Origin of the sequence: Sunxiuqinia rutila (assembly GCF_050589705.1) — a bacterium.
Classification (GTDB): Bacteria; Bacteroidota; Bacteroidia; order Bacteroidales; family Prolixibacteraceae; genus Sunxiuqinia; species Sunxiuqinia rutila.
On sequence record NZ_JBNGOT010000006.1, the window covers coordinates 80,667 to 103,791 of the forward strand.

Consider the following 23,125-nt stretch of genomic DNA (forward strand, 5'->3'; position numbering starts at 1 on the left):
ATAAGGAAAGCTTGTTCGCAACCAGCTTTCTTTTCAATAAACAGACAAAAAATGAGAGTGGTTATTCAGCGGGTCGCCAAGGCTTCAGTCAGTATTCAGCAAAAAGTAAAATCATCCATCAACCAAGGGGTACTTATTCTACTCGGAATTGAAGACGCAGACCAGGAAGAAGATATTCAGTATTTAGTCCGGAAAATCAGTCAACTGCGCATTTTTGACGATGAAAACGGAGTGATGAACCGGTCGTTAACCGACATTGGCGGACAAGCGCTGGTGGTCAGCCAATTTACCTTGCACGCCAACACCCAAAAAGGAAACCGGCCATCATACATTCGTGCATCAAAACCAGAAACTGCCATTCCGCTTTACAAGCAGTTTGTCGAATCTCTGTCGGCCACCCTTCAACAGGAAGTGCCCACCGGTGAATTTGGTGCCGATATGAAAATTGAACTGCTTAACGACGGGCCGGTAACCATCATAATCGACTCAAAAAACAAAGGCTTCTAGCAATCTAAAAGCCCCCTTCTTTGTTTAACCTATATTATCCTTTTAGTCAATCTATGAATACAAAATCGAAGGCAATCAGCTTACCCGAAGCCCAACTAATGGTGGACGAATGGATTAAAACCATTGGCGTACGTTATTTTAGTGAACTGACAAACATGGCCATTTTAACCGAAGAAGTGGGTGAATTAGCACGAATCATGGCTCGAACTTATGGTGATCAATCGTTTAAAAAGAGCGAGCTGAATCATGATCTGGCCGATGAAATGGCCGATGTTCTCTGGGTACTGATTTGTTTAGCCAACCAAACCGGTGTTGACCTGAACCAAGCATTCTTAAATAACGTAAACAAAAAAACAAAACGCGATCAAAACAGGCATCAGAATAATCCAAAACTTAAATAGCATCTCATGGAAGCCCAAAATCATCTAACTGAAATAAAAGCAATAGCCCGGCAAAACAACAACTCCGATTGGCAAGAACTGGCTTTTTCCTGCATTGACCTAACCACTTTGAACAGCACCGATACCATTAGTCATGTAAAGGCATTCACCGAGCGGGTTAATGATTTTGAGAACGACTATCCCAACCTGCCCAATGTGGCAGCCATTTGCGTGCATCCCAATATGGTTCGTACCGTTAAGGAGAACCTGCAGGACGATCATGTCAACATTGCTGCCGTTGCCGGCGGGTTCCCCTGCTCCATGAGTTTCATTGAGGTCAAGGTGAAGGAAGCCCGAATGGCTGTAGACTATGCCGCCGACGAAATCGATATTGTCTTGCCGCTGTGGGCTTTCCTGGATGACGACGATGTGATTTGCCGCGAAGAAATCACCACCATCAAAGAGGCCATTGGCGATGCACACCTGAAAGTGATTTTGGAAACCGGCGCTCTGGCCGAACCCGAAAAGATTCGGCATGCTTCGTTCCTGGCCATGGAATCGGGTGCAGATTTCATCAAAACATCTACCGGAAAGATGAGCCCTGCCGCAACTCCCGAAGCTGCTTTGGAGATGTGTTTAGCAATCAAGGATTTTCACCTCAAAACCGGCAGAAAGATTGGCTTTAAGCCGGCCGGTGGAATTTCAACAACCGAAGATGCTATTCTATACATGACGATTGTGAATGAAATACTGGGCGAAGCGTGGCTCACCCCATCCTTGTTCCGGATTGGCGCCAGTCGACTAGCCAACAACTTGTTGAGCGACCTGATTGATGAAAAGATCAAATACTTTTAAGGCCACAAGACATAAAAAAAAGGGGTTTCACTTGAATGTGAAACCCCTTTTTTTTATGATGATTATTGCTGATCAGTTATCGTTTTTGATATTGCCCTTCATAGTATTTCAAGTAATCACCAGACGTTACATTGTCCAACCATTCACTATTGTCCAGGTACCAGTCAATGGTTTTCTCCAGTCCTTCTTCAAACTGAAGGCTGGGCACCCAGCCCAGTTCGTTTTGAAGCTTGGTGCTGTCAATGGCGTAGCGCAAATCGTGGCCGGCACGGTCTTTTACGTAAGTAATCAGCTTTTCAGAAGTACCTGCCTCACGACCCAACTTACGGTCCATTATGGCACACATCAGCTTAATCAAGTCAATGTTGGTCCACTCGTTATGCCCGCCAATGTTGTAGGTTTCGCCCACCTTACCTTGGTGAAAAATAACATCAATCGCCCGGGCATGGTCTTCTACCCACAACCAGTCGCGAACGTTCTCTCCTTTACCATACACAGGCAAGGCCTTGTTGTTTTTGATGTTGTTGATGAACAGGGGAATCAACTTCTCCGGAAACTGAAATGAGCCATAGTTGTTAGAGCAGTTCGATACCAAAGCCGGCAGACCAAAAGTATCATGATAAGCCCGCACAAAATGATCGGAACTGGCTTTCGATGCTGAATACGGACTGTGTGGATCGTAAGCGGTGGTTTCGGTAAACAAACCCTCTTCGCCCAGCGAACCATACACTTCATCGGTTGAAATGTGGTAGAACAGCTTGCCCTCGGTATTGTCTTTCCAGATTTCGCGGGCCGCATTCAACAGGTTAACCGTACCAATCACATTGGTGAATACAAACTCCGTTGGGTTGGAGATGGAGCGGTCAACGTGCGACTCGGCCGCCAGGTGAATCACGCCATCAAACTGCTTCTCCCGAAACAGCTTAAGCATCGCTTCACTGTCCACAATATCGGCTTTGACAAACTCGTAGTTGGCCTTGCCCTCCAGGTCTTTCAGGTTCGCCAGGTTTCCGGCATAAGTCAACTTATCCAGGTTCACGATTTGATAATCGGGATATTTGTTGACAAACAAACGGACCACATGCGATCCGATAAAACCGGCACCTCCGGTGATAAGTATTGTTTTCATGATCTATTCAGTTTTTGCAAAGTCAAAATTAGCCATTCTCCCCCGATAAGAAAATGGGATGGCCATGACCACGTTTAATTACTCACTTTTGTAAAGCCAATTTGCTTCCATTCGCCCTTAATCGGGTCATTAGCCTGTGGCTCGCCCGGCGTGCTTCTTCCATTCAGAATATAGTCTGTAAGTAAGGTCTTAAGCTGGTCCACCAGCTCCGGATGCTGAGCTTGCAAGTTCTGAGTTTCCGAAGGATCCTCTTTCAGGTTATACAACTGAATTGGCGGCAGCGTGTCAATCACAGCCTTATTTTCGGGTCGTGGAAAGCTCCAGCCCCCTGACCCTGGACACATGATCAGTTTCCAATCCCCCTGACGAATGGCAAAACTTCCGTTGATGGAATGATGAACCGTTGCTTCGCGCAAAGGCTTCTGAAGTGCGGCTTGTTCAAAAACAGGCATCAGGCTGTAGCTGTCTTCACCTTCATTGTCAGCCAGCTGATAGTTCGTAATCTCGGCACAAGTGGCCAAAAGATCTGTGGTACAAATTGTTTCATCTGAAACCAAACCCGCCTTAATTTTGGCTGGCCATTGTGCAATAAACGGCACCCGGTGACCACCTTCAAAAATATCGGCTTTATGTCCGCGGAAAACACCACTCGGATAATGTCCCTTGGCCGTCAGCTCTTCAATTTTAGCAGCAGGCGAACAGCCATTGTCGGTGGTAAAAATGATTAAGGTATTTTCTTCAATGCCATTCTCCTCAAGGCTTGCCAATAGTTTTCCCATCCAGTCATCCACCATCATTACAAAGTCGCCATAAGGATTTAAGCCGCTTTTATCTTGCCACTCAGCAGTAGGCAAAATAGGGGTATGCGGCGAAGGCAAGGCCAAGTACAAAAAGAAGGGCTTATCTTCCTGAGCCTGTTGTCCCACAAGTGCAATGGCACGTCTGAAAAAATTAGGAGTCACATCTTCATGATCAAAATCACTGGAAGTTGGGCCTTTGCGCCACCACGAATACTTCCCGGTATTCTCCGAAACTGAATCCGGAATAGCAGTTGCCAGTCCATTTTCAACATACACATAGGGCGCCATATCCAGCGATCCCGAATGCCCGTAAGCATAGTCAAACCCTAAATCGTTGGGTGAATGCGTAACGGGTTTCGAGAAATCAATGTTATCAAAGTCCTGTGCGTCCCAACCTTCACCTCCAGCTTTTTCCGGGTCTTTCAGCTGCCAGTTCCATCCCAAATGCCATTTCCCAATAAAAGCCGTATGATAGCCTTGCTGCTGCAACAAAGACGCTACGGTAGTCCGTTCAGTTGGAATCAAGGCTTTGGATTTTCCGGTGAGCACACCACTTTTCAATGGGCTGCGCCAATTGTAGCGCCCGGTCAAAATACCATAGCGCGTAGGCGTACAAACCGATGATGAAGTATGTGCATCGGTAAACCGAACTCCTTGTTGAGCCATCCGGTCCAGGTTGGGGGTTTCAATTTTACTGTCTGGATTGTAAGCTGTCACATCGCCATAGCCCATATCATCCGCTAACACATAAATGATGTTGGGTTTTGGTAGTTGGCTTTCTTCAACCGAACAGGAAGTGAGCAGGTAACAGGAACTGATACCCAGCAGGGCAAATTTTTTAGTTACAGTTTGTTTCATGAAGAGTAGCTTAGTCGTTTTTTATTCTATAAAAAGTGAACGAGTAACACGGAAAGTTGAAAGTCCTTTTCCGCGCTACACATGAATTATCTCTATTCAGAATCCGAGGTAAAATGAAGGCTTAAAACAGTTTCAGGAAACTACCTGGGATAGATGTTTCGAACCTCAGGTTCTTGCCTGATACCGGATGCTTGAAAGCCAGCACCCAGGCATGTAACCCCAGCCGTCCTATTGGATTGGATTTTGACCCATATTTTTTATCTCCGATAACCGGATGCTTCAGATCTTGTAAATGTACCCGAACCTGGTTCTTTCTTCCCGGCTCCATGCTCACCTTTAGCAACGAATACAACTCGTTACTTTTAATTGTTGAATAATGCGTAACAGCCAAGTCGCCCTTGTCCGGATCCTGGCTGGAGTGCACTTTAAAAATTTTACTTTGGAAAAGATAAGAGCGGTGTGTTCCTTCCGCCGGATCAAGCTTGCCCTCAATAACCGCCAGGTAACTCCGGCTGTCAGCAGACTGCTTCCAGGATTCCTGCAACAGCTCCTGCATTTCCTTGCTTTTGGCGAAGACTATCAGTCCGGAAGTTTCACGGTCCAACCGATGTACAACATAAATGTTGTTGCTCTTGTCTTGCTCTTTCAGATAGTTACTGAGGATGCTAAATACCGTTTCCCTATTCTCTTTGTCAGTAGCAGTGGTAAGCAATCCGGCGTTTTTATTCACCACAATCAGGTCCTTGTCCTCATGCACTACCACAACACCGCGCATTTGCCGGGCAATGGGTGCCGATGCGCTTTCAAGGGTTATTCTCTGTCCCGGTTTTAGTAAATGATTAAATTGAGTGATTGCCTTGCCATCAACCAAGACCTGTCGTTTTTTGAGTAACGACTTGATGTTGTTGCGGTTTTTATGCGGCAGCTGAGCAATCAGAAACTTCATCAGTTCTTCTTGTTCCTTCACCTCTAACACGTTGGCGCGAGGCTTTTTTGACTGGGGGCGTTGACCTCCCGAATGGTGTTTTTTCATGCACGAAATAAATTTAAATGGCAGGTTGATAATGAAATCCCACCGAGGCAAAGATAGGGCTAATCTTTCTTCTTTAGGGACCCCACGAACAGCTTTTTCAGGAAACGGGCATAAGCCAACGAAGTGGGAGAATTAAGAGCAAAGGTAGCCCCAAAGAGATGGAAAGTATTAGGTTAAAAATCCTAATTTCCCCGTTTCCAGCTTGTGCTCAATCGATAGGAAGAGCAAAAAACAAAAGGCCTTGCCGGTTGAGACAAAGCCTTTGTAACTGCCTGCAATTCTTCTTTGTAAAAAAAGAAACTGCAAATTTCTTATTGGATATTGCGTAGACGCTTTTCCCAGTTCCAGGCCGAAAGCAGCGTTTCTTCCAATCCTTTTTCCGCTTTCCAACCCAGCTCTTCGTTGGCATAAGTGGTGTCGGCCCAAATCTTTTCAATATCTCCGGCACGACGCGGCACAATTTTGTAATTCAATTTTACGCCAGTCGCTTTTTCGAAGCCATTCACAATTTGAAGAACAGAGTAACCATTACCGGTTCCCAGGTTAAAGACCTCGTAGCCAGTCTTATTTTTGTTTTCCAGCAAGCGCGTAATGGCAACCACATGCGCCTTAGCCAGGTCAACCACGTTAATGTAATCGCGGATTGCCGAACCATCGGGGGTATCGTAATCATCTCCAAAAACGCTAAGTTGCTCGCGCACTCCGGCAGCTGTCTGCGTAATAAACGGCACCAGGTTTTGAGGAACACCTAAAGGCAACTCGCCAATCAAAGCACTCGGGTGTGCCCCAATCGGGTTAAAGTAGCGTAAGGCAATGGTTTTCAACTCAGGATAGGCATTCACACTGTCGTGCAAAATATCTTCATTTACCCGTTTGGTATTGCCATAAGGCGACTCAGCATCTTTACGCGGAGTGTTTTCAGTTACTGGCAACTGATCGGGCTGGCCATACACCGTACAAGAAGAAGAGAACACCAGGTTGGCAATGTTGTATTTCCGTTGGCAGTCCAAAATGTTCATCAACGACACCAGGTTGTTGCGGTAGTAGTGCAAAGGCTGTTGTACCGATTCCCCCACAGCTTTGGAAGCTGCAAAGTGAATGATGGCAGCGATGTCCTGATTGCGCTTGAAAAAATCATCTGTTTTGGCGGCATCGGCCAGGTTGAATTGCTCAAAAGCAGGTTTCTTCCCACTGATTTCTTCGATCTTATCCAACACGTCAACACTAGAGTTCGACAGATCGTCAACGACCACTACTTCGAAGCCTGCGTCATGCAGCTCAACAACTGTGTGCGAGCCAATGTAACCCGTTCCTCCGGTTACCAATATTTTTTTTGACATAGTAATTGATTGAGTATTTTTTTCAAAACTACAAATTTAAATGTTGTGCTTAATTAATAAGCCCCTGTAAGTTACGCCTGTCTTTTGAAAACTTGCTTAAATTGTTGAGAACTTAGGGTTGCCAGCGTGTTAATTTTTCTTTATTTTTGGGCATAAACAGAGACGAACGTGGAAATTTTAGCCTACATCAAAGAACTCTTATTGTTGAATGACTGTGTCATCATCCCCGGCTTCGGTGGTTTTGTGAGTAATTACAAACCTGCAACGGTCCGGACGGCACAATTCAACCCGCCATCCAAGGCTATCAGCTTTAATGAGAAGCTGACTTTTAATGATGGTTTATTGATCAATCATTTGGTTGAGAAAGAAGGGAGCAATTACCTGGCTGTCAGCAAACAAGTAGAATTGCTGGTTCAGGAGCTCAACTACCGGCTTACCGATGGTGAAACCATCACCATTGACGGAGTTGGCCGGTTAAGTTACGATGAGCATGAAAGCCTGACTTTTACCCCCGAGATGAACGAAAACTTCAACCTCGACTCCTATGGTCTGGCCACATTCAACTACGAAACCATTTATGCCAAAAACCTGGTTCGCAAGGAAATTTCACAAGAAGAGCGCGATGCCGTTCAGGTTTTCTTTCAAAAACGAACACTGAAAAAAGTTTTGTTAGCCATTCCGGTTTTAATTGCTTTGGCCCTGGTTCCTATTAAAAACAACACCTCCAATTTGCAAAGGTCAAACCTGACCAGCATTGCAGAGATGATGAACCGAACAGAAATGGTTCAGGAAATAGAGCCCATCCGGCCCATTGTTACAGAAAACGCTCAACCCGAAGTGCTCACTTTGAAGCATTCGTATTATCTTATTGGTGGCAGTTTCCGAAGCAAAACCAATGCCGGTAAGTTTATCCAGCAAAAGCAGGCTGAAGGATTTAAGGCCCAAAACATCGGGGTAATTAAAGGACTGCATTACATTGCACTTGACAGTTTTGCCAGCCTTCAGGAAGCTAAAACAGCAAAGCAAAAGATACAAACGGAATCCCCCGGTTCGGGAATCTGGATTTACGTTAAACGATAATTGAAGCCCCTCCGCAAGGGGCTTTTTTATGCTTCAAACCATCCTAAAACGTCCTTCTTCAACAAGCTTTACAAACCCCGGTTAGATCAAAAAAAAGACCCTGAATTATTCAATTCAGAGTCTTTATGATATTATCGATTATCTTTTTACAATCGCTTAGTAAAATTTGCGGAAACCCACCAGTTTTTTCACCTCATTCAAGGTTACCAAAGCTGACTCACGAGCTTTTTCAGCTCCCATCTTAGCCACTTTGGCCAAGTAAGCATCGTCTTCCAAAATGGTCACAATACGCTCCCGGATTGGCGAAGTAAATTGAATAATATCTTCCGCCAACTGCTTTTTCATATCGCCATAACGAATTTCACACTTGTTGTAAGCCTCATCAAATTGGGCAACCACCTCGGGTTTCGAAACAATTTTCATCAGGGTAAACAAGTTTTGAATGGCTTCCGGTTTTTCAGAATTGGGCTCCGTTGGGCCTGAATCGGTTACCGCACGCATCACTTTCTGACGAATTTCCTTTTCCGTGTCGTACAGGTTAATGGCATTCCCTTCTGATTTTCCCATCTTGCCGCTGCCATCCAGACCGGGCACTTTAATCAGGTCAGCCCCATCAAAGGTGAATGGTTTTGGAATAGGAAATACCTTCGATTTATACATGCGGTTGAAACGCTTGGCAAATTTACGCGCCATTTCCAGGTTTTGCTCCTGGTCTTTTCCAACCGGCACGTAGTGCGCTTTGTGAATAATAATGTCCGAAGCCATCAGCACCGGATAAGTCAATAAGCCTGCATTCACATTGTCGGGCTGCTGGCGGGCCTTATCCTTAAATGAAGTCGTGCGCTCCAGCTCTCCCAAGTAAGCATTCATGTTCAGAATGGTGTACAACTCGGTAATCTCAGGAACATCACTCTGAATAAAGATGGTTGACTTTTCAGGATCAATGCCACAAGCTAAATACTCGGCTAATACTTGCTTTACACCGGCCTGCAGGTTTTCAGGCGTTGGATGCGTAGTTAGCGAATGAATATCGGCAATGAAAAAATAGCAGTTATAGTCTTCCTGCATTCGCAGAAAGTTTTGCACTGCCCCAAAGTAATTGCCTAAATGTAAAAATCCTGTTGGCCTGATGCCACTAACAACGGTTGCTTTATTCATGTGATCGTTCTTCTGTGAAATGAGCTGCAAAAATAGCTTGAATCCTTGAAAGACAAAAATTTATTTTACCTGTTAACTCCCTTCTTATTCCTTAGCCGGCTTAAGCAGCCAAACCCCTAAACCGGAAAATACCTTTTGAAAGAAACTGCGTTCCCTTTTTCAACAGAAAACAGAAGAGAGAGCTCTTCCTACCTCGACAGGTATTTGATAAGGCCAATTTCCGATCGTTGCGTTCTATTCGGAAAGGACAAAAAGAATCTGATCAAAATCTTCTTGAAAGAAACAACTCGGTGGCAGAAGGAAAGTGAAAACTGAAAAATAATAATTAGTTTTACGGAAAATTAAAGAACAGATGTACAAAATGCCTTTATACGGAACCGAATGGCACTGGCGTAACGTGAAAATGGAAACGCTGGACCAAGCTATTGTTTTACGATCATAGAGGCCGTGAAATGGGGTTTGTTGTATATGCAGCAAACCCCATTTTTAGTTTAAAATTTTCATTAAAAACCGATAAACATGGCACGACACAAAAAAATCTATCTGGACGAAGCAGACATGCCCAAACAGTGGTACAACTTAGCGGCTGATCTTCCATCGCCCTTGAACCCACCTTTAGGCCCCGATGGCAAACCAATTACACCGGAAATGCTGGCCCCTGTATTCCCCATGAACCTGATTGAGCAGGAAGTAAGCCAGGAACGCTGGATCGACATTCCGGAAGAAATCCGCCAACACCTTTTCCGCTGGCGTCCAAGTCCCCTGATTCGTGCCTACGAACTGGAAGAAGCGCTGGGAACACCAGCCAAAATTTACTATAAAAATGAAGGCGTTTCGCCTGCCGGAAGCCACAAACCCAATTCTGCAATTCCGCAAGCCTGGTACAACAAGCAATTCGGAATTAAAAAATTGACAACCGAAACTGGTGCTGGCCAATGGGGTTCTGCCCTTTCCTTTGCCTGCTCAGTTATTGGCGGTATTGAGTGCAAAGTGTTTATGGTTCGAGTGAGCTTTGAACAAAAGCCTTTCCGCAAAATGCTGATGAACACCTGGGGAGGAAACTGCATAGCCAGCCCAAGTACGGAAACTCAGGCCGGTCGTGATATTCTGGCCAAATACCCAGACACACCGGGATCACTAGGGATTGCAATTTCTGAAGCCATTGAAGCAGCTGTAACCGACCCCAAAGGAGAAACACGCTACACGCTGGGCTCGGTGCTTAACCATGTGATGCTACACCAAACCATTATTGGGTTGGAAGCTAAAAAACAGCTGGCTAAAGTGGGCATCAACAAGCCCGATATTGTTATTGGCTGCTGCGGTGGAGGAAGTAATTTTGCCGGCCTCTCTTTCCCTTTCATCTATGATAAGATTAATGGTGCCGACATCCAGGTGATTGGAGCTGAGCCTTTCTCATGCCCCACCTTAACCAAGGCTCCATTTATTTACGACAATGGTGATGTGGCTCAAATGACCCCAATGATGGCTATGCACAGCCTGGGACACAACTTTGTGCCTGCTCCTATTCACGCCGGCGGACTGCGCTACCATGGCATGGCTCCTTTGGTAAGTGCCGCTTTGCGCGACGGACTGATGGAAGCACAGGCCATCCACCAAAGCGAATGTTTCGAAGCAGGACTGCTGTTCTCGAAAACCGAAGGCATCATTCCGGCTCCGGAAACCACGCATGCCATTGCCGCCACAATTCGCGAAGCTAAAAAAGCCAAGAAAGAAGGTAAAGAGAAAACCATTCTTTTCAACTTCAGCGGACATGGTTTGATGGACCTCGTAGGTTACGACAAGTACCTGAACGGAGAGTTGCAGGACTACGAATACCCGGATGCAGAAATTGCCTTAAACCTGGAAAAACTGCAAGGGTATCCGCTACCCAAATAAGCATACCAACAATTAAAACGCTTATAAAAAGCAATATACGTCAAGTCCTGCCTCTCATTGGCAGGACTTTTTTTATGCCGGCAAGCGAAGCTTTCCACCCAAAAGCCATTGGATTTAACAGGCTCATTTTTAAATCTAAGCCGATGTCACAGCAAACTGACAAGCCCGCGAATAGAAGTTCATACCGAATTCGCTTGAAGCATGCAGCTTGGCTGTCGGATTTTTGGTAACTTTGCCGGAAATTCAAATCACATGGAATCAACACGTCAACAAAAAATAAGCCGGTTGTTACAGAAAGAACTGGCAGACATCTTTCAGAAAGAGAGCCGCAACCTGTTCATGGGCAAAATGATTAGCGTAACGGTCGTGCGCGTAAGCCCTGACTTAGCCTTGGCCAAAGCATACATCAGCATCTTCCCTACCGAAGAACGTAAAGAAGTATTGAAGCAAATCCGGATTGCCAATCCGAAAATTCGCGGGCTACTCGGACGAAAAGTGGGGAAACAATTGCGGGTTATCCCTGAATTGGAATTTTATATCGACGACAGTTTGGATTACATCGACAATATTGACCGCCTCTTAAACCAATAAGCATGCAGTACGATCCGATTAAGCGTTCTTTGGGCAAGGTATTTAACCAAAATCCGACCCTGCGGAAACTGTTTTATCTTTTGCTCGACTGGCTTCTATTGCGTTCGTGGCATATCCGGAAAGAGCTTCGTGCCTTGAAAAAAAACGGGCTACAACAGCCTAGTATTTTGGATGCCGGGTCGGGCTTTGGTCAATATACTTACCGCATGTCGAGGCTGTTTCCCCAAGCTAAAATTCTTGCTGCGGACATAAAGCCCGAGCAAATTGCAGATTGCAATCGCTTCTTTGAAAAAATTGATAAAGCCGGACAGGTTAAGTTTCAATATGCCGATCTGACTCAATACAAAAGCGAGGCAAGTTACGACCTCGTGCTTTCGATTGATGTGATGGAGCACATTGAAGAGGACACCCGCGTGTTTGAGAACTTCTATCAGTCGATGAAAAAAGGAGGGGTTCTTTTAATCTCGACCCCTTCGGACCAGGGAGGTTCAGATGTGCATGACCATGATCATGACGAAGAAGGAGTGCATGGTTTTGTGGATGAGCATGTGCGCGACGGCTATAACATTCAGGACATTGCGGATAAGTTGAAAGCAGCCGGATTTAGCCGGGTCGATGCCCGTTATTCGTACGGTGCCCCCGGAAAAATATCGTGGAAGCTATCTATGAAATACCCGATTTTGATGCTGGGAGCCAGCAAGTTGTTTTTTGTGCTTCTCCCGTTCTATTACCTGATTGTTTTTCCCATTGCTGCCCTGTTGAATTATTTTGATGTCAACCTGAAACACCCAACCGGAACCGGATTGATCGTAAAAGCCTACAAATAGTTGAAACTCGCATTCTACATAGCACGCCGTTATTTGGTATCTCCCAAATCAGCCAATATAGTTAACATTATATCGGCCATTTCGGTGGTGGGTGTTGCTATTGGAACCATGGCGCTGATCGTTGTGCTGTCGGCCTTTAATGGCATTGATTCCTTCATTGAGAATATGCTTTCCAGCTTCGACCCGGATTTAAAGATTACGGTAGCCGAAGGCAAAAGCTTTACGCTTGAGGATGCCGATTTTGACGCTGTGAAACAGTTGGAAGGGGTAGCCCGTTATGCCGAAGTGGTGGAAGAAAACGCCATGCTGAGTTATGAAGACCGCTTAAAATATGGTGTGGTAAAAGGCGTAGCGCCCGACTATGGCTCTTTTTCGGGACTAGACAGCGTTATCCTTGATGATGGTCAATTCGTCCTGAAAAACGGTTCGCAAAACTTTGCGGTAATTGGCGAAGGCGTACGCTATGAACTCTCGGTTGGTCTCTCCTTTGTCAGCCCCATCTACATCCATGTGCCACGTAAAGATTTTAAAACACGCCTGAACATGGATCAATCACTCAACCGGGCGCATGTTTTTCCGGCTGGTTCTTTTTCGGTTGAACAAGAAATTGACAACAAATACATCCTCGTGCCCATTGATTTGGCCCGGTCGCTTTTTGAGATGGAAGGACGCCTTAGCTCCCTCGAGCTTAAACTTACTGACGGCGCTGATGTAGAAACCGTCAAAACGAAGATCCAGCAAATACTAGGACCTCAGTTTGTTGTGAAAGATCGCTACGAACAGCATGAATTTCTGTACCGGGTAATGAAGTCGGAAAAATGGTCCAGCTTCCTGATTCTGAGTTTCATTCTGGTGATTGCTTCCTTCAACCTTTTAGGCTCCCTAACCATGATTATCATCGACAAAAAGGATGATATTAAAATCCTGGAAAGCATGGGCGCCAACAACAAACTGATCCGGCAAATTTTCCTTTTTGAAGGTTGGCTGGTGTCCTTTTCCGGCGCCATTGGCGGATTAATTTTGGGAATTATTTTGGTCTGGGCACAAACCCAGTTTGAGCTTCTGAAACTCCCCGGCGACGGTTCTTTTGCGCTATCAGCCTACCCCGTCGAACTCCAGCTGATTGATGTGTCAGCCACTTTCCTTATCGTACTTTGCATTGGTTTCTTTGCGGCCTGGTATCCCGTTCGCAACTTGTCCAAAGACTTAGGCTAAGCCTTCAGAAAATCTACAAATCATAGCCATGGCGTTAATTAATTGGCCGATTTAATTTGTCCCACCCAATAGAAACAAGCTTATAGATTAAGAATAATAGGAGGAAGGTCAGCTTACTTCTTAAAAGCGCAGCATGCTACTCTTTCATTTTTGATCCGGCAACTGCTTAGCGTTTCATAATGCCGTAGCACAAAATCTTCAAGATATTGTCGACACTTCGCTCCAGGTTTACCGAGCCGTAGTTTCCGGCCGAAAGGGGCATTTCAAGCCCTTTAATGGCCGTAGTAATACCAATGGCTGCCAGGGTGAAGTCATAAATCTCAAACTCATTTTTACGAACCCCTTCAATCAAAATCCGCTTGATCATCCGGATTTCTTCCTGATCATACTTATCCTTGATGTTGTCAATGAATTCAATGGCTGTCACATCGTTCTCCAGGGCGTGGTAAAAATTAGCCAGCCCGCGAAAGGTGGTTAGTTTGGTCAAAATGTAATCGCGTAGTTTTTCTACCGGATCCGTATTCCGAAGCACCACCTTCTCCAGTTCCCGCTTCAATACATCCACCTCTTTCATAATGACAGCCTGGAAAAGGTCTTCCTTGCTGTCAAAATAGTAGTATAATGAACTTTTTCCCTTCCGAACGGCATTGGCAATATCATCAAGCGTGGTTTTTTTATAACCGTATTTGCTGAAAATTTCCTGCGCAATTTTTAAAATATTTTCACGGTTGGCATCTCGTTTATTCCCGCCGTTTTGAGTATTCATTACCATTGGGTTGATTTTTATAAAACAGGGTTAAAGATATTCAATTTTTAGAATAATCAGTTTCTTTTTCTCCCTACAACGAATCTAGAGCTTTTCAATCAACTTAAAATCAAGCTGTTTTCGCTCAAGATTTGCCCGCGAAATTTCGACTTTAACATTCTCGCCCAGTTGGTACATTTTGTTACTATGCTTACCCACCAGGCAATAATTCTTCTCATCAAAAATGTAAAAGTCGTCTCCCAACTCCCGAATCGGAATCATGCCTTCACATTTATTTTCAAGTTCAACATAAATTCCCCAATCGGTAATTCCGGAGATCACTCCCGGGAAAGCTTCGCCGATCTTGTCTTTCATAAATTCAACCTGCTTGTACTTAATGGAAGACCGCTCGGCATTGGCTGCGCGTGATTCCATTTCCGAAGAATGATGACACATGTCTTCATACTTTTGCGCATTGGCCGAGCGCCCGTTGTCGAGGTAACGCTCCAGCAGGCGGTGAACCATGATATCCGGATAACGCCGGATGGGTGAAGTGAAGTGAGAATAATACTCAAACCCAAGTCCGTAATGCCCAATGTTCCGGGTAGAATATACCGCCTTCGCCATGGAGCGAATAGCCAGTGTTTCAATCACATTCTGCTCATTTTTCCCTTTCACATTGTTCATCAAATTATTCATCGATTTCGCAATAGCACGCGAACTGGTTGTTTGAATGCCATAACCAAACTTCTGGATAAAATGATTGAAGTTTTCCAGCTTTTCCGGATCGGGCCGATCGTGAATCCGGTAAACAAAGGTTTTAGCCGGCCGCTTTCCTTTGGCTTTACCAATAAATTCAGCCACTTTTTGATTGGCCAGCAACATGAACTCCTCAATTAGCTTATTACTTTCTTTGGACTCTTTAAAATAGACGGACAGGGGCTTACCGGTTTCCTCTTCGATTTCAAATTTTACCTCCACCCGATCAAATGCCAGCGAACCATGCTTGAAGCGACTGTTCCGAAGCTCCACCGCCAGTTTTTGTAAGGTCAGTACTTCGTCTTTCAAATCTCCCTCGCCGGTTTCAATAATCTCCTGAGCCTCTTCATACGAAAACCGCTTGTTGGAATGAATCACGGTTCGGCCAAACCACTGCCCGCTCACATTGGCCTGATCATCCAGATGGAAAACGGCCGAATAGCAAAGCTTGTCCTCATCGGGGCGAAGCGAACAAACACCGTTGGATAACCGCTCCGGCAACATCGGAACCACCCGGTCAACCAGGTAAACGGATGTGGCTCGGGAGTACGCCTCATCATCCAGGATGGTGTTGGGACGCACGTAATGGCTAACGTCAGCAATGTGAATTCCAACTTCCCACAAACCATTGTCGAGTTTGCGCACCGACAAGGCATCATCAAAGTCCTTAGCGTCGGCCGGATCAATGGTGAACGTAACCACATCCCGCATGTCGCGCCGGTTTTTAATCTCCTCGGGCGTAATTTCTTCCGGAATTCTTTCGGCGGCTTTCAGCACATTTTCAGGGAAGCGAATCGGAAGGTCAAACTCGGCCAAAATCGCATGCATTTCCGTTTGGTGATCACCAACATCGCCGAGCACCTCAATAATTTCGCCAAAAGGATTCTTGGCTTTTTGAGGCCATTCAGTAATCTTGGCAATGGCCTTTTGCCCGTCTTTTGCTCCATTGAGCTTCTCGGCCGGAATGAACAAGTCGAAACCAACTTTACCAACCGGAACCAGAAATGCAAAGTTTTTGGAGCGTTCTACCGTTCCCACAAAGGTGGTCTTGGCGCGTTCCACAATCTCCGACACTTCGCCTTCCAGCTGGTGTTTTTTACGCCGGGCATACAGGTACACCTTTACCTTGTCGCCTTCCATGGCATGGTTCAGGTTGCGCTGCGAAACCAGCACAGGCCGGTCCACTTCATCTGAAATGATGTGTGCAAATCCCTGGGGTTGCAGTTCTACCAGTCCGCAGATATAACCTCCCCGCGATTTTACTTTAAACTTTCCCCGTTGAACCTGCTGCAGGTTTTCATTCTCCGCCAATTCATCAAGAACCACATTGATCAGTTTCTTGGTCTCCTGGTCCTTCACGCCCAAAATTCCGGCCAACTGCTTATAGTTGTAGGTCTTTTGCGGGTCGCTGTAAAAAATATCGAGAATGGATTTTTTAAGTTGGGGTTTATTGAAGTTCGAAAGATTTTTCAGTTTCTTCTTTCTGTTTTTCTTTTTTGCCATTGATTTTAATTTTTCCTTGAAGTTAGCCTATTCCATAGAAATAAGAAAGGGGAAAGCATCAATTTGCAATCCCCGTCCACGATTTATTTTTATCGACAGCTAGTCAAGCTCATACATTGATTTTAAGGGGTAGATTTCAAGTTGCTCGACCAAAAGCTCGCCACCGGTATTGTACAGAATGAGTTGCTGAGCTTCGGGATCAGCAGTGTAACAAGAACTTAAAACGGCTTTGCCATCATTGCCAAAAAGCTCAATGGAAGTTCGGTCAATCAGGATCTCCAGTTGTATTTTGTTGTCTTCCGGGCTAAGTAGCACGCCTTGTCCCATGCAGGATAAAACTTGCTTGGTGGCATCGTATCGAATTTCCACGCCTGTTTCCTTTCGCGAATTACGCACCACAAACCCAAAGCTATTCACCGTTTTCAGATCAAACGTGCCTTTAATATGCAAACAATCGCCTTTGATTTTCCGTGTCAGGTTCTTATTCAAGCCCGGAATCAGGTTTTCATTTTCCCAGCTATGCCCTTTTTCATGCAGCAGTTCGATTTCCTTCACGGGAGTCCGTACCAGCCGTATTCCTTCCAGGTATTTTTTCAGGGCCAGTTCCGTTGGAAATGTCATTTGACCATTGAACGCCATATCCGGGTACTCTCCACCTCTCATCCAGGCCAATTGAATGGTCCGGTTCTGTTCGTCAGGTAGGTTATTGAAAGTTTGTGTGGCGTAAAAGTTCTTTCCGAAATCCCCTTGCATTTTGGGCGTTTCCGGCTTAAAGCGTTTCCCGTCAAAATCGCCAATCAGGTAAGAGCCGTCACCGTCAAAAATCACCCAGCGCGTATCATCTGCTCGTCGGTTCACCGGCAATTCCACCAGATCCGGACATTCGTAAAAACCTGCCAAATGACTTTCGTGTGTCCAGTCGGTTAAATTTTCCGAAGAATAGATGGAAATTCCCTGGTTGCTTTTTTGTCCCTCCGGCATCCGCCACAAAACCATGACGTAACGTTGGCTATCTTCATGCCAGAACACCTTGGGATCGCGGGCATCATCCTCTTCATCAAAGGCAATCACCGGGTTTCCTTCATATTTTTCCCAGCTTCGCCCCTTATCGGTGCTGTAAGCAATGCGCTGCCCATTATCCTTGCTAGTGTAAAATGCTAACAACGTTGGAAGCTCGCCCTGCTGCTTGCCCAACAGGTTGTTCCTGTCAACAATAGCAGAGCCTGAAAAGGCGGTCGCAAACTCTTTATCGGTCGATTCATTGTCCGGGTAAATAGCCAAGGGCAAATGTTCCCAATGAACAAGGTCCGGACTCACCGCATGCCCCCAGTGCATAAAACCCCACTCTTTTCCGTTGGGATTATGCTGATAAAAAAGATGGTATTCCCCTTCAAAATAGATTAAGCCATTCGGATCGTTCATCCAATTTTCGGCAGGCGTAAAATGAAATTGAGGCCGATAAGGCTCATCAAAACCATCGCTTTTAGCCTTTGCTGTCAAGGTGAAAAAGAATACACTAATTAAAATGAGTAGCTTAAACGAACTTTTCATGTCTTGCTTGTTAAGAAGTATAGAGAAACCACAAATTAACAAAAATAAGACAAGAATTCTTTTAATTTTGACCTTAATATTGAAGATAATCCAATGAGGCAATTTTTACTTTGTATGGTTATTACGGGGCTTGCGTTAAGCTCTTTGGCGCAAAACAAGTGGAAAAAGGAAGGCGTACAAATTCCGGCACCCATCTGCTATGGTTCTTCCCACAGTCACCAAAGCTTCATCAAAGCACCTTCTCAATATCTCAAACGTCTCAAATCCACGCAGGAAAAGAAGTCCTCCATTATCGTCACTTACATCGGCTTCGAGGATGAACCAAAACAGGCTTTTCAATATGCCGTTGAAATCTGGGAACACCTCATTGCCTCTCCGGTACCCATTTACATGACAGCACGCTGGACCGCCCTGGATGAAGGGGTTTTAGGAAGCTGCGGTCCTTACCTTTACTTTGAAAATTTTGAAGCAGCTCCAAAGAAAAACCGCTACTACCCGGTAGCCTTGGTTGAAAAGCTGGAAGCTATGGAAATAACCGATGCAACCGTTCCCGACCTGATTGCCCAGTTCAACAGCGATAATGACAACTGGTACTTCGGCACCGATGGGCAAACACCGGACAATCAATATGACTTTGTTTCGGTTGTTTTACATGAAATAGCCCACGGACTGGGTTATACCGGCTTCTTTTATGAACAGGACCAACAGGGAACATACGGCGACATTCTGCCCTATCCCGGTATTTTTGATGAGTTTGTCATTAATGGGTCTGATGAACAACTGATCGACACGGAAATTTTCCCCAACCCATCGGCAGAACTTCTTCAGGCATTTACCTCCAACAATTTATATTTCGAAAGCTCAACAGCAAAACAAGCATCCGGAACAGACACGTATCCCCGGTTATACGCCCCAACCTCCTTTGATGAAGGATCCAGCATTTATCACCTGAACGAACGAACGTATCAGGTTGGAAATGCCAACTCCCTAATGACCCCTTTCTTTGACCAGGCAGAAGCCATTCACGATCCGGGTCCCTTAACCTTAGGCATGCTAGCCGACATGGGCTGGGTTTACACCAGCATTCGGCACCAACCCATTGAAGATCGCGAACTTGCCGGACCAATCACGCTGGAAGCAGGCATCAAGACTGATTCTGAAATTGACAGCACTTCCCTCATTTTCGTGTATTCAAACGATGCCTTTACCAATGCCGACACCCTGCCAATATCCTATGCACAGGAAAAGGATTTATTTGTGCTAACGATCAACGACTTAGCTGAAGGTAGCTATCATTATTACCTCGCGGTAACCGACACGAGCCAGCGCAACTATTACTTGCCGGGCACGGCTCCCAGCGACTATTTTGAATTCACCATTGGGGCTGACCTTATTCAACCCCTTGTTACACACACGCCGGTCAAATACATGCTTGAAAGCGAGCTTCGCGCAGAAATTCTAGTGACGGCCACCGACAACATCGGTATTGAGCAAGTAAGTATGACCTATTTAATCAATGACAGTGAAACGCCTAACACCCTGGCGATCCCCCACCAGGAAGGCGACCATTATCAGGCCACCTTACAGCTAAGTGGACTAATGGATGGAGACTCCATTCGCTATCAGATCATTGCCACAGACAGTTCATCCAACAAGAACCAAACGGTTCTGCCTGCAGACGGATATTACACTTTCCGCGTTGATGGCCTTTACGAAGCAGTAAGAGCCTACACCAACAATTTCAATGCGGACACCCGCGATTTCATCTCTTCGGACTTTTTCATTGGTACTGAACCACGATTTAACGACGGCGCTTTACACAGCCCACATCCTTACCCCAGTCCTGACGAAGATGATTTAACCTATAATTTCACCTGCCTGCTGAAATACCCCATTGTGCTTACAGACCGGACGAAAATGACCTTCAACGAAGTTGTTTTGGTTGAACCCGGTGAAGACGGAAGCCTGTTTGGAGACGACGATTTTTGGGACTATGTCATTGTTGAAGGCTCATTAAATGGTACCGACAAGTGGCTACCTTTAATCGATGGTTATGATTCGCGCGAAAATACCACCTGGCTAAGCAATTACAACAATTTTATTCAAGGGAATAATTCAACGGCAACCGGCAGAAGCAATTACTATATTGCCCGTGAAATCAACCTTACCGACAATGGCAGTTTTGAAAAAGGGGATACCATCTTTATCCGTTTTCGCCTGTTCTCTGACCCCTACGCCCATGGCTGGGGCTGGGCCATTGACGACCTGAGTATTCAGGATCCGCCAACTGCCACCAATGAAATCACTTACTCGCCAGGCGAACTCATACTTTACCCCAACCCGGTTCGCACCGATTTATTCATAAAAGGCAGTTTCAAATCGAAAGCAGACCGGGTAAAACTGAGCTTATTCAATAGTCACGGACAATTGCTCAATCAGGAGGAACTTGCCGTAAACAACAAACAACTGACTCATTCCATTCAACTTGAATCGCTGCCTGCGGGGCTCTATTTTGTCAATTTCACTTTTGAAAACGGGCAGCTGATCTCCAGAAAATTTATAAAACACTAAGACCGAACAAAAAAAAGGAGATTTTTATCATTTCCCAAACAGCTCTACCACTGCGAGTTACAAACACACCTGTTGACAAATAAGAAAAACTGAAACACCTTAAGTTCCAGTTTTAAAAGAAATCTCTATCTTTGCTTTCAAATTCAAAGAGAAAAAAATGGTTTTTAGCAATACATTTTATTACTGGTCTTATTATTTCGGTTCTCAAAACGGGGTCGAACAGTAGTGTATTGCTTAAACTGAAGATATATTACTTGAAAGGTCCCGAGAAATCGGGACCTTTTTTTTTTATACCAATTTAGCATGAATGTAACCGTTATCGGATTAGGATTAATTGGAGGATCAATAGCTAAAGATCTTCGTAAGAATGGGTTTGCTACAGCAATTACTGGAGTGGATGCCAATAGCGAACATGCCGGAAAAGCAAAAGAAATTGGCTTGGTTGATCAGGTTCTGCCTTTGGAAGAGGCCTTAAGTGCAGCCGACCTGGTGATTATCGCTATTCCGGTGGATAAAATCAAACTCCTGCTGCCCCAGGTACTCGATCTGATCTCCGACCGGACAACGGTTACCGATATGGGATCAACGAAAAAATCACTGACAGCGGTCGTAGAAAATCATCCGAAGCGAAGAAATTATGTGGCGGCTCACCCCATGTCAGGAACTGAAAACTCCGGGCCTGAAGCTGCATTGGAAGGCCTTTTCAGCAACAAAATCGCCATTATCTGCGATCATGAAAAAAGTGGGCCTCAGCACCTGGCCTTAATCGAAAAAATGTTTCAATCCATGGAAATGAATATTGCATACATGTCATCGGACGAACAGGATCATAGCACGGCTTTCATCTCGCACCTGCCACACGCCGCAGCCTATGCCCTGGCCAACGCCGTGCAAGACAAGGAAGACCGCTCGATTATTCTTGACCTGGCAAGTGGTGGATTTCGCTCCACAGTTCGCCTGGCCAAAAGCACGCCTTCCATGTGGGGGCCAATCTTTCAGCAAAACAAAGAGTATGTAGTCGACTCGCTCGAAGTCTACATAAAACACCTGATCGACTTTAAGGAAAGTATTGAGCATGATGAAAAAAGAATGTACGAACTCATGAACAATGCCAACAATATTCGGTCTATACTTGGTGGAGAAAATCCATCATTGATCAAAAACGAAGAGAAGATTGTTAAATTTTACACGAAATAAGATGGGAATTGAATTAGACATCAGACCAATGAAAGATTGGTTACCACAGCTGGACAACCCGCTGTTAATTTCCGGGCCATGCAGCCTGGAAACTGAAGAACAAACGCTTGAAACAGCGCACCAGCTAGCCAAAGATAAACGGGTTTTTGTTTTCCGTGGCGGCGTATGGAAACCCCGAACACGCCCAGGAAGCTTTGAAGGCGTTGGCTCTATTGGTCTGAAGTGGCTGCAGCAAGTCAAGAAAGAAACCGGCTTGCCGGTAGGTACCGAGGTTGCTAATGCCCAGCACACCGAAGAAGCCCTGAATGCAGGACTGGACGTGCTGTGGATTGGAGCCCGATCAACAGCCAGCCCATTTGTGGTGCAGGAAATTGCCGATGTGGTTAAGGGAACCGATGCCGTAATCATGGTCAAAAACCCGGTTAACCCCGATGTCCAGCTGTGGATGGGAGCCCTTGAACGCTTAAATCAGGCAGGGATTAAAAACCTGGTCGGTATTCACCGTGGCTTTACCCCGTTTCGCGAAACAAAGTACCGCAACTACCCCAACTGGAAAACCTTTATCGAGCTGAGACGCTTGCTGCCCAACCTGCCCGTTATTTGCGACCCCAGCCACATTGCCGGAAAACGCGAATACTTGCAAGAGGTTTCGCAGAAAGCCTTTGACATGGGTATGGAAGGACTGATGATCGAATCGCACCGCGATCCAAGTTGCGCCTTAAGTGACAAGGAACAACAGATTACTCCGGCTGAACTGGGCAAACTGCTCGATAAATTGATTATTCGTCAGGCTTCGTCGAACAACAAACAGTTTGAAAATCAACTGGAGCTGATGCGTAACCGGATTGATGCCCTCGATGCTGAACTCATGGAAGTTCTTTCATCGCGTATGGAGATTGCCCGCGAAATTGGTCGGTATAAGAAGGAAAACAACGTAACAGCACTTCAAATCAATCGGTGGACTGAGCTGATGAACAACCGCATCAATTTGGGTGAAAAGCTCAACCTGAACCGGACTTTTGTACAGATTTTATTCCAGCTGATTCACGAAGATTCTGTTCGGATGCAGACAGAAATTATGGATGAAGATTAGCCAATGGCTACTTAAAATACGGAAGGGATTGCCACAG

At 45.4% G+C, this 23,125-nt stretch carries 19 protein-coding genes; 11 read left to right on the plus strand and 8 right to left on the minus strand.

Annotation, left to right across the window (positions count from 1 at the left end; all coding sequences use genetic code 11):
* Window positions 1-51 precede the first annotated feature (51 nt).
* From dtd to deoC, 3 genes are read left to right on the plus strand one after another with little or no spacing between them, the layout of a single operon-like run.
* Window positions 52-507: a D-aminoacyl-tRNA deacylase gene (dtd, locus tag ACRD6K_RS09040; RefSeq protein WP_430972989.1), complete on the plus strand. Its 456-nt coding sequence runs from the start codon at window positions 52-54 to the stop codon at window positions 505-507.
* Between the two features lie 53 nt (window positions 508-560).
* Window positions 561-908, plus strand: a complete 348-nt coding sequence (locus tag ACRD6K_RS09045; protein WP_430972990.1) for a nucleotide pyrophosphohydrolase — start codon at window positions 561-563, stop codon at window positions 906-908.
* Window positions 909-914: 6 nt separating this feature from the next.
* Window positions 915-1,742: a deoxyribose-phosphate aldolase gene (gene deoC / locus ACRD6K_RS09050; protein ID WP_430972991.1), complete on the plus strand. Its 828-nt coding sequence runs from the start codon at window positions 915-917 to the stop codon at window positions 1,740-1,742.
* 76 nt (window positions 1,743-1,818) lie between these two features.
* On the opposite strand, the gene rfbB is transcribed toward deoC, so the two are convergent.
* The 4 genes from rfbB to galE all read right to left on the minus strand — a co-directional run bounded on the left by rfbB (window position 1,819) and on the right by galE (window position 6,902).
* On the minus strand, window positions 1,819-2,874 hold the full coding sequence (gene rfbB, locus ACRD6K_RS09055; protein ID WP_430973161.1) for a dTDP-glucose 4,6-dehydratase: 1,056 nt from the start codon (window positions 2,872-2,874) through the stop codon (window positions 1,819-1,821).
* A gap of 71 nt (window positions 2,875-2,945) precedes the next feature.
* Entirely contained in the window at window positions 2,946-4,529 is a 1,584-nt protein-coding gene (locus ACRD6K_RS09060) for a sulfatase family protein (protein ID WP_430972992.1), read from the minus strand.
* Window positions 4,530-4,650: 121 nt separating this feature from the next.
* Window positions 4,651-5,562, minus strand: coding sequence for an RluA family pseudouridine synthase (locus tag ACRD6K_RS09065; RefSeq protein ID WP_430972993.1), 912 nt, complete (start codon window positions 5,560-5,562; stop codon window positions 4,651-4,653).
* A 311-nt stretch (window positions 5,563-5,873) separates the two neighbouring features.
* Window positions 5,874-6,902 carry a UDP-glucose 4-epimerase GalE gene (gene galE / locus ACRD6K_RS09070; protein WP_430972994.1) on the minus strand — a complete coding sequence of 343 codons (1,029 nt, stop codon included), beginning with the start codon at window positions 6,900-6,902 and terminating at the stop codon, window positions 5,874-5,876.
* A 168-nt stretch (window positions 6,903-7,070) separates the two neighbouring features.
* Between galE and ACRD6K_RS09075 the strand changes: the two genes are divergently transcribed.
* On the plus strand, window positions 7,071-7,982 hold the full coding sequence (locus ACRD6K_RS09075) for an HU domain-containing protein (RefSeq protein WP_430972995.1): 912 nt from the start codon (window positions 7,071-7,073) through the stop codon (window positions 7,980-7,982).
* A 156-nt stretch (window positions 7,983-8,138) separates the two neighbouring features.
* On the opposite strand, the gene trpS is transcribed toward ACRD6K_RS09075, so the two are convergent.
* Window positions 8,139-9,140 (minus strand): tryptophan--tRNA ligase, encoded by a 1,002-nt coding sequence (gene trpS, locus ACRD6K_RS09080; RefSeq protein ID WP_299578573.1) that lies wholly within the window; start codon window positions 9,138-9,140, stop codon window positions 8,139-8,141.
* A 519-nt stretch (window positions 9,141-9,659) separates the two neighbouring features.
* On the opposite strand from trpS, the gene ACRD6K_RS09085 reads away from it, so the two are divergent.
* The 4 genes from ACRD6K_RS09085 to ACRD6K_RS09100 all read left to right on the plus strand — a co-directional run bounded on the left by ACRD6K_RS09085 (window position 9,660) and on the right by ACRD6K_RS09100 (window position 13,669).
* A complete protein-coding gene (locus ACRD6K_RS09085; RefSeq protein WP_299578572.1) occupies window positions 9,660-11,036 on the plus strand; it encodes a TrpB-like pyridoxal phosphate-dependent enzyme in 1,377 nt (458 codons plus the stop codon).
* A gap of 252 nt (window positions 11,037-11,288) precedes the next feature.
* Window positions 11,289-11,627, plus strand: coding sequence for a 30S ribosome-binding factor RbfA (rbfA, locus tag ACRD6K_RS09090; protein ID WP_299578571.1), 339 nt, complete (start codon window positions 11,289-11,291; stop codon window positions 11,625-11,627).
* A 2-nt stretch (window positions 11,628-11,629) separates the two neighbouring features.
* Entirely contained in the window at window positions 11,630-12,454 is an 825-nt protein-coding gene (locus tag ACRD6K_RS09095; protein ID WP_430972996.1) for a class I SAM-dependent methyltransferase, read from the plus strand.
* Window positions 12,455-13,669: an ABC transporter permease gene (locus ACRD6K_RS09100; protein ID WP_430972997.1), complete on the plus strand. Its 1,215-nt coding sequence runs from the start codon at window positions 12,455-12,457 to the stop codon at window positions 13,667-13,669.
* Window positions 13,670-13,835: 166 nt separating this feature from the next.
* Here ACRD6K_RS09100 and ACRD6K_RS09105 read toward each other — a convergent pair whose 3' ends face one another.
* The 3 genes from ACRD6K_RS09105 to ACRD6K_RS09115 all read right to left on the minus strand — a co-directional run bounded on the left by ACRD6K_RS09105 (window position 13,836) and on the right by ACRD6K_RS09115 (window position 18,227).
* Window positions 13,836-14,435, minus strand: a complete 600-nt coding sequence (locus tag ACRD6K_RS09105; protein ID WP_299578568.1) for a TetR/AcrR family transcriptional regulator — start codon at window positions 14,433-14,435, stop codon at window positions 13,836-13,838.
* 84 nt (window positions 14,436-14,519) lie between these two features.
* Window positions 14,520-16,676, minus strand: coding sequence for a ribonuclease R (gene rnr, locus ACRD6K_RS09110; protein ID WP_299578567.1), 2,157 nt, complete (start codon window positions 16,674-16,676; stop codon window positions 14,520-14,522).
* 99 nt (window positions 16,677-16,775) lie between these two features.
* Window positions 16,776-18,227, minus strand: coding sequence for a glycoside hydrolase family 32 protein (locus ACRD6K_RS09115; protein WP_430972998.1), 1,452 nt, complete (start codon window positions 18,225-18,227; stop codon window positions 16,776-16,778).
* Between the two features lie 93 nt (window positions 18,228-18,320).
* Between ACRD6K_RS09115 and ACRD6K_RS09120 the strand changes: the two genes are divergently transcribed.
* From ACRD6K_RS09120 to ACRD6K_RS09130, 3 genes are all read left to right on the plus strand, one after another.
* Window positions 18,321-20,798 carry a T9SS type A sorting domain-containing protein gene (locus ACRD6K_RS09120; RefSeq protein WP_430972999.1) on the plus strand — a complete coding sequence of 826 codons (2,478 nt, stop codon included), beginning with the start codon at window positions 18,321-18,323 and terminating at the stop codon, window positions 20,796-20,798.
* A gap of 303 nt (window positions 20,799-21,101) precedes the next feature.
* A complete protein-coding gene (locus ACRD6K_RS09125) occupies window positions 21,102-21,995 on the plus strand; it encodes a prephenate dehydrogenase (RefSeq protein WP_299578564.1) in 894 nt (297 codons plus the stop codon).
* Window position 21,996: 1 nt separating this feature from the next.
* Window positions 21,997-23,088 carry a chorismate mutase gene (locus ACRD6K_RS09130; RefSeq protein ID WP_430973000.1) on the plus strand — a complete coding sequence of 364 codons (1,092 nt, stop codon included), beginning with the start codon at window positions 21,997-21,999 and terminating at the stop codon, window positions 23,086-23,088.
* Window positions 23,089-23,125 lie beyond the last annotated feature (37 nt).

Excerpts from the sequence above, each read along its gene's own strand:
- galE (WP_430972994.1), bottom strand. The coding sequence starts at position 6,902 with ATGTCAAAAAAAATATTGGTAACCGGAGGAACGGGTTACATTGGCTCG.
- ACRD6K_RS09045 (WP_430972990.1), top strand. The coding sequence starts at position 561 with ATGAATACAAAATCGAAGGCAATCAGCTTACCCGAAGCCCAACTAATG.
- ACRD6K_RS09130 (WP_430973000.1), top strand. The coding sequence starts at position 21,997 with ATGGGAATTGAATTAGACATCAGACCAATGAAAGATTGGTTACCACAG.
- ACRD6K_RS09125 (WP_299578564.1), top strand. The coding sequence starts at position 21,102 with ATGAATGTAACCGTTATCGGATTAGGATTAATTGGAGGATCAATAGCT.
- deoC (WP_430972991.1), top strand. The coding sequence starts at position 915 with ATGGAAGCCCAAAATCATCTAACTGAAATAAAAGCAATAGCCCGGCAA.
- trpS (WP_299578573.1), bottom strand. The coding sequence starts at position 9,140 with ATGAATAAAGCAACCGTTGTTAGTGGCATCAGGCCAACAGGATTTTTA.
- ACRD6K_RS09085 (WP_299578572.1), top strand. The coding sequence starts at position 9,660 with ATGGCACGACACAAAAAAATCTATCTGGACGAAGCAGACATGCCCAAA.
- ACRD6K_RS09060 (WP_430972992.1), bottom strand. The coding sequence starts at position 4,529 with ATGAAACAAACTGTAACTAAAAAATTTGCCCTGCTGGGTATCAGTTCC.
- ACRD6K_RS09105 (WP_299578568.1), bottom strand. The coding sequence starts at position 14,435 with ATGAATACTCAAAACGGCGGGAATAAACGAGATGCCAACCGTGAAAAT.
- dtd (WP_430972989.1), top strand. The coding sequence starts at position 52 with ATGAGAGTGGTTATTCAGCGGGTCGCCAAGGCTTCAGTCAGTATTCAG.
- rnr (WP_299578567.1), bottom strand. The coding sequence starts at position 16,676 with ATGGCAAAAAAGAAAAACAGAAAGAAGAAACTGAAAAATCTTTCGAAC.
- ACRD6K_RS09095 (WP_430972996.1), top strand. The coding sequence starts at position 11,630 with ATGCAGTACGATCCGATTAAGCGTTCTTTGGGCAAGGTATTTAACCAA.
- rbfA (WP_299578571.1), top strand. The coding sequence starts at position 11,289 with ATGGAATCAACACGTCAACAAAAAATAAGCCGGTTGTTACAGAAAGAA.
- ACRD6K_RS09065 (WP_430972993.1), bottom strand. The coding sequence starts at position 5,562 with ATGAAAAAACACCATTCGGGAGGTCAACGCCCCCAGTCAAAAAAGCCT.
- ACRD6K_RS09120 (WP_430972999.1), top strand. The coding sequence starts at position 18,321 with ATGAGGCAATTTTTACTTTGTATGGTTATTACGGGGCTTGCGTTAAGC.
- ACRD6K_RS09115 (WP_430972998.1), bottom strand. The coding sequence starts at position 18,227 with ATGAAAAGTTCGTTTAAGCTACTCATTTTAATTAGTGTATTCTTTTTC.